General features: G+C 37.2%; 14 protein-coding genes. 4 read left to right on the forward strand and 10 right to left on the reverse strand.

Annotation, left to right across the window (positions count from 1 at the left end; translation table 11 throughout):
• Positions 1–310: 310 nt before the first annotated feature.
• From ACTQXY_RS14480 to ACTQXY_RS14495, 4 genes are read right to left on the reverse strand one after another with little or no spacing between them, the layout of a single operon-like run.
• Positions 311–1432 (reverse strand): AAA family ATPase, encoded by a 1122-nt coding sequence (locus tag ACTQXY_RS14480; RefSeq protein WP_441660053.1) that lies wholly within the window; start codon positions 1430–1432, stop codon positions 311–313.
• Entirely contained in the window at positions 1339–1716 is a 378-nt protein-coding gene (locus tag ACTQXY_RS14485; RefSeq protein WP_441660054.1) for a hypothetical protein, read from the reverse strand. The genes ACTQXY_RS14480 and ACTQXY_RS14485 overlap by 94 nt, the downstream gene beginning before the upstream one ends.
• Complete coding sequence (locus tag ACTQXY_RS14490) at positions 1717–1905, reverse strand: hypothetical protein (RefSeq protein ID WP_441660055.1); 189 nt, start codon at positions 1903–1905, stop codon at positions 1717–1719.
• A 44-nt stretch (positions 1906–1949) separates the two neighbouring features.
• Complete coding sequence (locus ACTQXY_RS14495; protein ID WP_441660056.1) at positions 1950–2147, reverse strand: helix-turn-helix domain-containing protein; 198 nt, start codon at positions 2145–2147, stop codon at positions 1950–1952.
• Positions 2148–2271: 124 nt separating this feature from the next.
• On the opposite strand from ACTQXY_RS14495, the gene ACTQXY_RS14500 reads away from it, so the two are divergent.
• Entirely contained in the window at positions 2272–2769 is a 498-nt protein-coding gene (locus tag ACTQXY_RS14500; protein WP_441660057.1) for a helix-turn-helix domain-containing protein, read from the forward strand.
• Positions 2770–3345: 576 nt separating this feature from the next.
• Positions 3346–4389: a tyrosine-type recombinase/integrase gene (locus ACTQXY_RS14505; protein WP_441660058.1), complete on the forward strand. Its 1044-nt coding sequence runs from the start codon at positions 3346–3348 to the stop codon at positions 4387–4389.
• Between the two features lie 177 nt (positions 4390–4566).
• Here ACTQXY_RS14505 and ACTQXY_RS14510 read toward each other — a convergent pair whose 3' ends face one another.
• The 4 genes from ACTQXY_RS14510 to ACTQXY_RS14525 form a co-directional block, all read right to left on the reverse strand.
• Positions 4567–5424 carry a tyrosine-type recombinase/integrase gene (locus ACTQXY_RS14510; RefSeq protein WP_441660059.1) on the reverse strand — a complete coding sequence of 286 codons (858 nt, stop codon included), beginning with the start codon at positions 5422–5424 and terminating at the stop codon, positions 4567–4569.
• A gap of 82 nt (positions 5425–5506) precedes the next feature.
• Positions 5507–5686, reverse strand: coding sequence for a MerR family transcriptional regulator (locus ACTQXY_RS14515; RefSeq protein ID WP_081445676.1), 180 nt, complete (start codon positions 5684–5686; stop codon positions 5507–5509).
• 4 nt (positions 5687–5690) lie between these two features.
• Positions 5691–6773, reverse strand: a complete 1083-nt coding sequence (locus ACTQXY_RS14520) for a replication initiation factor domain-containing protein (RefSeq protein WP_441660060.1) — start codon at positions 6771–6773, stop codon at positions 5691–5693.
• 90 nt (positions 6774–6863) lie between these two features.
• A complete protein-coding gene (locus tag ACTQXY_RS14525; RefSeq protein ID WP_015543380.1) occupies positions 6864–7193 on the reverse strand; it encodes a hypothetical protein in 330 nt (109 codons plus the stop codon).
• Positions 7194–7440: 247 nt separating this feature from the next.
• Between ACTQXY_RS14525 and ACTQXY_RS14530 the strand changes: the two genes are divergently transcribed.
• Positions 7441–8124: a helix-turn-helix domain-containing protein gene (locus tag ACTQXY_RS14530; protein ID WP_441660061.1), complete on the forward strand. Its 684-nt coding sequence runs from the start codon at positions 7441–7443 to the stop codon at positions 8122–8124.
• A 192-nt stretch (positions 8125–8316) separates the two neighbouring features.
• Here ACTQXY_RS14530 and ACTQXY_RS14535 read toward each other — a convergent pair whose 3' ends face one another.
• Entirely contained in the window at positions 8317–8532 is a 216-nt protein-coding gene (locus ACTQXY_RS14535; protein ID WP_004611575.1) for a helix-turn-helix domain-containing protein, read from the reverse strand.
• Positions 8533–8645: 113 nt separating this feature from the next.
• Between ACTQXY_RS14535 and ACTQXY_RS14540 the strand changes: the two genes are divergently transcribed.
• Positions 8646–8954 carry a hypothetical protein gene (locus tag ACTQXY_RS14540; protein WP_441660062.1) on the forward strand — a complete coding sequence of 103 codons (309 nt, stop codon included), beginning with the start codon at positions 8646–8648 and terminating at the stop codon, positions 8952–8954.
• Between the two features lie 50 nt (positions 8955–9004).
• Here the strand turns inward: ACTQXY_RS14540 and ACTQXY_RS14545 are convergent, their stop codons facing one another.
• Positions 9005–9529: an isochorismatase family protein gene (locus tag ACTQXY_RS14545; protein WP_441660063.1), complete on the reverse strand. Its 525-nt coding sequence runs from the start codon at positions 9527–9529 to the stop codon at positions 9005–9007.
• Between the last annotated feature and the right edge of the window lie 188 nt (positions 9530–9717).

Raw genomic sequence — 9717 nt, forward strand, 5'->3', positions numbered from 1 at the left:
ACACTCTGTTTGTCATGCAGTTTTCAAGGTTCAACTATATCTGAAATGCATTTTTGCAATTCATTTAAAAACCTTTCATTTTAGACTTGACTTTTAATAGTTAGTCTTTCTTATTCTTTCCTATAGGGCGCACTATTGTACTGGCTCAACTGTGCAAAGCCCTTGATTCTAAGGCTTTTCTTCTGTTGTGCCAATCTGGCATAACTGAGTTACTGTACAGTCATGGCTTGTAGGTGTGCCATTTTGGCATAACTGTAAAAATATTGATTTTATGAGCTTTTCTTCTGTTGTGCCAAGTTTAGAAGTGCTTCTATAGAGATTTTTCTGTCTGTAAATCAAGTTTCTCTTGTTTTGGCTCGTTTTCGACATTTTCATGCCCCGGTAAAATCCACTCAGCCTGAGAAGGGAAAGTTTTTGTCATTTTCGTGATAATGCCAAGCTCATCTCGCGCTCGTTGGAGCGATCTATCAGAAATCTTGTTCGCCGCTGCCAAGTTCTTTAACTCTTTTGCAAGTCTCCGTCCTTCCGGCATATTATTGACGATAAATTCCTTTGCGCCCTCGATAGCAGGTGCATTTTTTGCCCTTTTCTTGTTTCTGATGGCTGTATAATCGTCCATAGAAAGAGTATTTTCTCCAAGATAAACAATACCGCCCTTATCTGGATCAATCTCAAAGAGTACTGTTTTTCCTTTCTTTTCAAGACTTGACTTCTCGTGTGACATAAACTTTATGTCATCCTCTCCCGGAACGTTTCCAAGGGCTATATAACTTCTGCATGCCCCCATAATATCAGTAGACCCTAAAACTCTTGTTATTGCATCGCCCTTGCCATTCTTATTAAAGTGGCAAATTATGACCACAGCAACATTGTATTTTTCTGCGAGTTCTACAATATGCCCCATTTGTTCTCTTGTCTTATTTGGGGCGTTCATGTCAATTTCTGAGCCTATGTAAGATTGAAAAGGGTCGAATATCATTAATTCTGGCTTAACCTCCTTCATATACTGCTCTATCTCTGGACTATCAAAATACAATTGATTCTTTTTGTCCACCACTGTATAAATTTTATTTGTATCAGCCCCACATATTCTTAACCTCTTCTTTATCGTATCGCCTATGCCATCCTCAGATGTTAAAAAAACCACTTTGCCCGGTTCACTATTAAACGGCGATATGTTAAAAAATTGCTTTCCTGTGCTAACACACGCTGACATATAACATAATAGATAAGTTTTTCCAGTACCAGGATATGCGGCGCATAGTGTTACTTTTCCACGGGGTATATAGGGACAATAAAGCCACTCAACCTCTTCCTCTTCAACATCACCCACACATATTAAAGACACTTTTTCAGTCTTTCCAGTTTCTGCACTAAGCTTTCGTTCTGCTTCTGCGAGCAGTTCTTCTGCCGAGTATTTTTCAATCCCCAATCTCTCACCGCCTCTCTCTCATATTCTTCAAATTCATCTTCACACTGTTTCTTGTGCCAATTCGCCACATTCTTCATCTGTTGATTATGCTCTTTTTCATACTCATTAACAAAGCGGTTGTAATACTCCCTCGCCCTGCTACAGCCTAAAAATTCAAGCCGTGTAAGAGCATCTTCGGCAAATCCTGCCCATGTAAGCTCGTAGCCATAGATTTTCATAAAGAATGACTTATCAAGTCTCATATCGCAAGATATGCTGTCAAGTAGTTCTCTTCTGTTTGCCATCTACTCACCTACCGTTTTTGTACCGAAGAACCTTTCTTGAAAATACGCCACTGGGATACGACCACGGCAAATTAAAAAACCTTTTTCTTCTAGTTCTTTATTCATTTGTCGGATATATTGGTAACTTTTACTCTCAGATACTCCAAGAATCTCTGAAATGTCTTTCGCCGTGTATACCTGCTTACTCATTTAATCAACTCCTTTCAATCACTTCACACGCTGCCCGGCGTATTTTATTCTGTTTCGATGATTTCTTCCACTCTTACGCCTACACCCTTGGCAATTTTGCCAATTGCTTGAGGCGTCGCATTCTTCTGATTTAAAATTACAGAAAAACGCTGCCGGCTCAATCCTGCCCTTTCTGCTGCTTGGGCCATTGTCAGACCACTGTTTGCAAGAGCGATTTCAAATTTCAAATTGTTAATTGTCATTTTCTCACCTCCGTCAATCACTATTGTGATTTTAAAAATATCACTAATTTGATTAAATGTCAATAACAAAAGTGATTTATTTTAAATTCGTTTTGTGATATAGTAAATATACGGAGGTGATAAAATGGGCTTACATGAAAAAATTAGAGAACTTAGATTGAATAATAATATTTCTCAAAAAAAGCTCGCTGACGCTATTGGTGTAGCTCAGTCATCGATAAACTATTGGGAAAAGGGACAAAGAACGCCATCTGTTGACGCAGCTCAAAGGCTTGCAGATTATTTTAATATTACTTTAGATGAATTATACGACATCAACGATATATCTGTTGCATCTAACAAATCAAAAAAAGGCGTTTTTGACAAGTTTTTAGATATTTTAAAATCTGATTACGAAGATGATGAGTATGTTGAATATGATGATATTGTAGATAAAGAATCGGAGTTTGAAACCTTACAAAAAGAATTCTTCAAAAATAAAAATATTAAAATGCAAGATTTAATGTTTAAATTGAATGCTCTAGGTCAAGAAAAAGCCATAGAACAAGTAGAACTGCTAACCAAGATCCCGGAATATCAAAGAATAACTTCCGAAGAAAACACCGATAATTCGGAAGAATAACATGTATTGGTCAGCTCAAAATTGAGCTCGGCTCAACCGATAACTAAAATTTTAGTAGACGTAGAAATATCTACACCTAACGAAGGGAAAATTCCTTTGGTTGATTTCACCGGCATTGTTTATTTTTCGGATGTTACTATTAGTCACATCTGAATTTCGGGTGTCCTTATTTCGGACAGCTCAATCTTGAGCTCATCGAAATTTCAACGAGTAGAGCGGAAATTTCCGCTGAACTGCCGAATTGACAGTTTAGAAGTTCGATTAATTCGGAAGAATAAAGGGTGTCAGTATTTTGGTGACCCCTTTACAAGTGTAGGAAAATCTACGGCAGTAAATAGTTTAATAACCGTACCTAAAAGTACGCTTGTAAAAATCGGCTAAACCAAGTGAATATTGCTCCCGTTAAATATATTCGTGCGAAAAACGTACGAAGCCGCCGAAATTTGAGCCGAAAGCAATATTGCGCCCGCGAAAATTTTAGCACCTTAAGAAATCTAAACACCGTCGAATTTTCTACGCCTTATATCTTCAACCATTTCACACGCTGCCCGGCTTGAAATGAAAGGAGATATACACATGGCAACTTATAAAGACACTAATCGGGGAACATGGTACTGTAAATTCTACTATACGAATTGGCAGGGAGAAAAGAAGCAGAAACTAAAGAGAGGGTTCAAGCTTCAGCGTGAAGCAAAAGACTGGGAAAGAAAATTCTTGGAACAATTTGCAAAGGATCCCGATATAACCTTTGAATCCCTCTATGAGAAGTATAAGGCATACATTACGCCGAGAATCCGGGAAAGCTCTGCAGTGACCCGTTTCGGTATGCTTAACACACATGTACTGCCATTCTTCAAGGATAGAATTGTCTCAGACATCTCCCCGGCAGATATTGCAGCCTGGCAGACGGAAATTCTCAATAAAGGTCTGAGCGAATCTTACTCTCATACAATCAATGTATATTTAAAGGCTATCTTTGCCTATGCGGTGGAATATATTGGCTTGGCAAAGAATCCTTGCACCAAGTCCATAGGCTCATTAAAAAGCCGTAAAATCGACTTTTGGACACCGGAAGAATATAAACAGTTCTCAGAAGCCTGCAAAGACAATATAGAGTATTTCACACTCTTTGAATTACTGTACTATACTGGCATGAGAGTAGGGGAAGCCCTCGCCCTTACGTTAAAAGATATTAATTTCAAAGAAAATACAATTTCCATCACGAAAACATATTACAGGGTAACCGGAAAAGATTTGATAAACCCACCAAAGACTGCTGGGAGCGAACGAACTATCATAATGCCGGAGTTTTTAACTGATGAACTCAAACAATATGTGAGTCATTTATATAAGCCTGATCCGGAAGAACGAATATTCAACAAGCGCCCTCAGTACGTCCGTAGCATCTTAATGGACAGGGCAGAGAAAGCCGGAGTAAAGCAGATACGTGTACATGATTTGAGACATTCACACGCTTCCATGCTCATTAATTTAGGAGCTAATCCGGTACTTGTGGCCAATAGATTAGGGCACGAATCTGCAGATATTACCCTAAAAATATATTCTCACTTGTTCCCTTCTACACAAAGCGAAATAGTAAACAAAATCAAGAAAGTGTAAATAATAGTATCATTTCAGTATCACAGAATATAAAAGAAGAGCCTAAACCCTTGAATTACAAGGGAAAAGGCTCTTTTCGTTATTATTTCTGCACAATATTTATATCTACTCGAAAATGTTGATTTTACGCTGTTTTTCGCTATCTATCTTCTGATTTACTCCATTTTTACTCCAATTTTAAGCCAATATTTTCAGTTCGGCTACTTCTTCTTTTTTCTTTTCTTCTGAAACGTGCGTGTATAAATCGGTTGTCATTGCCAGCGTGGAATGACCTAAGAATATGGTTTTGGCGGTTGTGTAGAAAAACTTTGAACCCTCGACGGGACTAGAAGCCTTTGAATAATGAATTGTCTTATTGATTGTAATTTCTCTTTTTTCAAAGTCACAATCTTCCCATTTCAGCCCAAGCACTTCTCCAATCCGACAACCTGTTGTCACAGCAAATTTCAAAACATTGATGTGTATGTAGGAAGAAGCAAATGTAAAGAATTTTTCCTGTTCCTCTCTTGTTAATACACGCCTTTCCTTTTTCACTTCTTTCGGCATTTCCACACCGATACAGGGATTTTTTCTAATGTATTCGCTCAATACCGCCTTATCAAGCATATCGCTTAACATAAATCTGATATTCGATACCGTTCCATGTGCAAGACCGCTGTCTATCAAATCATTCAAAAACTTCTGAACGTGATATGTTTTAATGTCCTGCAAATACATCTTTCCGATAGAGTTCTTCACTCTTGAATTGTAGTAACTGTGGTTTTTATATATCGTAGTCATTTTAACTGTTTTCTTCTTATACAACTCTGTCCACGTTACATACCATGCGTTTAAAGTGATACTTTCGCCATTGCCATTCAAACCATGTTCATCTTCATAAACCGCTTCTCGCAACTTTCGTTTTAATTCATTCAGTTTAAAATCATAAAGCGTTTTTCGTTTTCCTGTTTTGCTTGTAAATCTTGCAATATAGCGTCCGTCTGATCTCTGTGAAATTCCCTTACCGAGTTCTTTGCCCTTTAAATCTTTACCCATACCAACTTTCCTTTCTTCTACTGAAAGAAAAATGGTAAAGTAAATATTTCAATTTTCATTATATCGACACCCCATTTTCTTTTCAAGCCCTTTTGCATTGATATTCCAGCCATTCATCAAGTAATTTCTTATTTGCATACAACCGATTACCAATGCGTACCGTAAATCTATTTTTAGGGTTGTTCAACAGTTCTCTTGCCTTTGTTTTTCCAATCCCCATATACTCACAAAATTCATTTATATTCAGTAATGCTTTCTCGATACGATTACCCCCTTTCGCCTAATCTTCTTGCTTTTATGTAATCATCATACAACTGTTTCTGTGTAATATTCATTTCTCCATTTGCTACAAGATTACCAATATAATCTCTTTTCTCTATCTTTCCAACCTCTGCAAACAGTTTCAAAGACGGTGCAACATATTTTTCCAACCACTCCCACACCTTTTGAAGACTTTTCTTCTGCGGTTGCATGGTAAGTTTGACCTTGCCTATATCTTTCATCAGTTCCGCCCACGCTTGATAGGTTGGATAAAGTCTTTTTCGTGTTGTCGTGCTGTCTGTCGGCATTTCTAAAAATCGTATTTTGCTGTTTAATACTTCCATTGCCAGTCCTGCCACATCTCTATATCTCAATAATTCCTGTACTACACTTACTGCCATTTCCTGCCGAAATCTCAATTCATATCTGTTCCAATTTTCATCTAATTCTGTTCCATACTTTTTATTCTGTTCATATCCTTTTTCATAAAATACCAATCTCAAATTACTGGCTGAACTGCCGAGATAAAGACTGCCTCCTTTACTCTGAAACACTTCCTCTTTCAGTTCTCCCGAATCGTGAAAATCTATCTCCCGTAACTTTGAGGAAAGCAATCCCTCTTTTGTCCTTACAATCAAATCGGGAATACTCAAATACGGTTTTCTGTCGTCTATCGCCAAATCAATCCGAGGAAAGTTGATGTGATACTGACAAACTCTGTTTAAGAAATCAAACCATGTTTCCTCATTGAGTTGTAAAAAATTTTCATAGTTGCGACAACCTTTCCCACTCATTAAAATCTGAAAGCCTTGATACTGTGCATTTCCTGTCGGCTTTAGCACCTTGATATTATCGAAGATAGCCACAACCTCATGTCCTGCAATCCCCTTTTCATAGCCTGTTACCGTCATAAGTTCCATAGGTATTCTCAACACATCTTCTATGACTGCTTCTAACGGAACTTCCTTAATCGTTATCTGACACCAATCTATCAAAGCACTTAATTCTTCTTTCTGTCGTATTACTCCCCTGTTAGTGTAGGGGAGTTCTGGAAGAAAACTTCCGCTTCTTTCTTCCAAGTTTATCAAACCTCCTTGTCTATCTGCAATGGCGTTGCCATTGCCCTGCCCTCAACCTGCCGTTTGGTACGTCAGAACGAGGGCAGGAACTTTGACCTCCTACATAGTTTTGTTTGGAACAGGGCGGATACCCTTACAGGTAATCTTCTCCACTAATACAGGGAAGTTTCCTCTCTGCACATAAGGGGCATAAACTGGTTCTTCCAGTTCCACCACAGCATAAGGCTCAATCTTCGGAAGTTCCGTTGCTTCCAAGCGAATATCCACGCTGTTCCCAAGTTTCATGCTTCCAAGATGAAGTTTTAAAGCTTCCACTTCCTCTGTTTTCTTCTTACTGTCTTTATCATAGCGGTAACAGTTATCCGCACCCATGAAACGAAGTTCTCCAAAGGCTTCTTTTACCTGTTCTTTTGTCAATGTAATCTGCATACACGTTCCTTTCTCCCCGTTGAACCGATAGGTCAGTTTCTCATATTTTCATTTTCTCATTACGACGTCGTTCAGTTCAGTTATTTCTGAACCTGATTGTATATTAGCACAGACACATTCGTTTCGCAACACAAAGTTTAGTTTTTTATAAACTTTGTGTTTTCTTTTTTCTGAACTTGTGGTATAGTGTCCTTAGACGATAAGATATGAGAAGTTATAACGAGATATGGAAAGAGGGGTTTTTCAGATGAATACAATCGCAGAACGAATTAAATTTGCCATGAAGGCAAAAAATAAAAAACAAGTGGATATAGTCAAAGATACAGGTATCAGCAAAGGGGCGTTCAGTTCCTATCTTTCAGGACAGTACAATCCAAAAGCCGATAAAATGGAATTGATTGCTGACTCCTTAGATGTAGACTTGCGGTGGCTTTACGGACAAAATGTGCCTATGGAACACACAAGCCAAAATGACAACGCTCTGCAATACGTCTTTTACAACAACACCTGTTCCGAGTATCTTCTTGATAATTTAGACGATATATATATTGCCATGATGACCCAATATGCCGCCCTCATTCCACGCTTTTATGTTCTTGTCAATCGTGCTGGAAATGCAATGCACATATTACCTTTATTTTTGAAAGAAGATAGTTCCGAGTTCTACGAATGTCCGTCTGATTTCTTCTATTCCGACAGGCATACTATTTTTACAAGAGATTTTGAAAGTATTCACATGGTATTAACAACCGCCACGATTTACTATTACGGAATTGATACAAAAACTTATGAACCGAAAGTTACCAAACTTGCCTACTCACAGACTGACGATTGCTTTTATATCGACAATGAAGTACATGATTGTCATATCAAAGCATTTGAAAAAGAAGTGGTAAAAGAAGCACTTTACTTAAAACACAACGCCCAGTAACAGACAAGAGGACTTGCAAGGTTTCTGACCTTTCAAGTCCTCTGCTGTATCATGGTTCTGTTGGCTGTGTCCGTTCCGTCAAGGACTGCCCTACGGCGTATCGGCTACGCCTTGTTCCTTGACCTCACTAGGTTTTCTCTTTTTCTTGACACAATTAAAGCCTGCACGATTTTTCTTCAATCCGACAGACTCTCATTCTTTCACATACTCTATCAATTCTTCTATTCCACAATCCAAGTAACTGCACAGTTTACAGATTAGTTGTGCGTCTAATCTCTGAAATTCATTTCTGCAATAACGATTAAAATTAGACCTCGGTATATCCAATTCCTTACAAATGGTATTCTTACTAATTCCTTTTTCTTTCAGCAGTTCCTCTATGTGAAGTTCCAAATGTCCATACTTCATTACCTCACCTCTACATAAAAGTATATTCAATAAATCTTTATGTAGTAATTCACTATATAGTGAGGTACTATATAGTTATTCCTATAACTATATAGAAACAGAGGTATATCAAAATGAAAAAGAAATTATTATTTGTCACTATTATTCTAACCTTACTTGCAGGTGTTCTTTATTACATTAGTTTACCCGATTATCTTGTATTTAATAGTATGTCATTCAGCAATGGGGCTAATCGTGATACCGAATTACAAGTTATTGTATATCAATACTGGAATACTGATGAAGTGGTAACGAAAATCGAAGCAGAACATAATCAAATCAATGGAACTCCCACTATCCTTACAATCAATCTATACCACTCTAAATGGTCTTTTCACAACGGATATGAACCATTTTATAGCACCACTATCAATTATGATTGAAAAGGAAAAGCAGACAGTCTATTAAAAAACTGTCTGCTACAAACTGGAATTTAGCTGTCCATTCTTTTTATAGTTTCCTCTATGGAAATACATTCAGCATAACGTTCATGCCACATAAATTCGTTATAATATCGGTAACTTTTTTGGTTATCCATATAATTATTGTTTATCGTCGAATTTGCAAATGCAGGTACAATCAAATTAAAGCCATATTCAAATCCGCTTATTACTGTTGCATTGATACATTTATCGGTTTGAAGTCCAACAATAATTATGTCTTTTTCATTATTTTCTGCTAAATACTCAACTAAACCAGTATCTTTAAATGCACTGTTCACACTTTTAACAAACAATTTCTCATTAGATAATGGCTTAAATTTTTCAAATACTTCAAAACCATCAGTACCTTTTGTTAAACCGCTCCCAATGCCATCATCATGTACAACATAAATGACTTCAACATTGTTTTCTCGTGCTTTTTTAATTAACAGTTGAATATTATCAATAAACTCATTGTAATTATATAATTCATCATTAACAAGTGCCTTTTGTGTATCTACAACCAATAAGACCATTTTTCCACTCCCCCTTAATAAATTCCAATTTGCTTCTCATAATATCATACTTTACAACTATTTGCACTATTATAATCGTAAAAAATAGGCTTCGCCTATTCAGCTCCCCTTCCCCTCAATCTTGAGGGGTTAGGGGGTTTCTTTTTCTTCCTTTTTCCTGCATAATAGACTTATGAATATCTTACAAA

Origin of the sequence: Faecalimonas sp. LCP19S3_D12 (assembly GCF_052121495.1) — a bacterium.
Taxonomy (GTDB): domain Bacteria; phylum Bacillota; class Clostridia; order Lachnospirales; family Lachnospiraceae; genus Faecalimonas.

Coding starts and splice junctions, on each gene's coding strand:
- ACTQXY_RS14485 (WP_441660054.1), bottom strand. CDS start 1,716: ATGGCAAACAGAAGAGAACTACTTGACAGCATATCTTGCGATATGAGA.
- ACTQXY_RS14490 (WP_441660055.1), bottom strand. CDS start 1,905: ATGAGTAAGCAGGTATACACGGCGAAAGACATTTCAGAGATTCTTGGA.
- ACTQXY_RS14495 (WP_441660056.1), bottom strand. CDS start 2,147: ATGACAATTAACAATTTGAAATTTGAAATCGCTCTTGCAAACAGTGGT.
- ACTQXY_RS14500 (WP_441660057.1), top strand. CDS start 2,272: ATGGGCTTACATGAAAAAATTAGAGAACTTAGATTGAATAATAATATT.
- ACTQXY_RS14505 (WP_441660058.1), top strand. CDS start 3,346: ATGGCAACTTATAAAGACACTAATCGGGGAACATGGTACTGTAAATTC.
- ACTQXY_RS14510 (WP_441660059.1), bottom strand. CDS start 5,424: ATGGGTAAAGATTTAAAGGGCAAAGAACTCGGTAAGGGAATTTCACAG.
- ACTQXY_RS14525 (WP_015543380.1), bottom strand. CDS start 7,193: ATGCAGATTACATTGACAAAAGAACAGGTAAAAGAAGCCTTTGGAGAA.
- ACTQXY_RS14530 (WP_441660061.1), top strand. CDS start 7,441: ATGAATACAATCGCAGAACGAATTAAATTTGCCATGAAGGCAAAAAAT.
- ACTQXY_RS14535 (WP_004611575.1), bottom strand. CDS start 8,532: ATGAAGTATGGACATTTGGAACTTCACATAGAGGAACTGCTGAAAGAA.
- ACTQXY_RS14540 (WP_441660062.1), top strand. CDS start 8,646: ATGAAAAAGAAATTATTATTTGTCACTATTATTCTAACCTTACTTGCA.
- ACTQXY_RS14545 (WP_441660063.1), bottom strand. CDS start 9,529: ATGGTCTTATTGGTTGTAGATACACAAAAGGCACTTGTTAATGATGAA.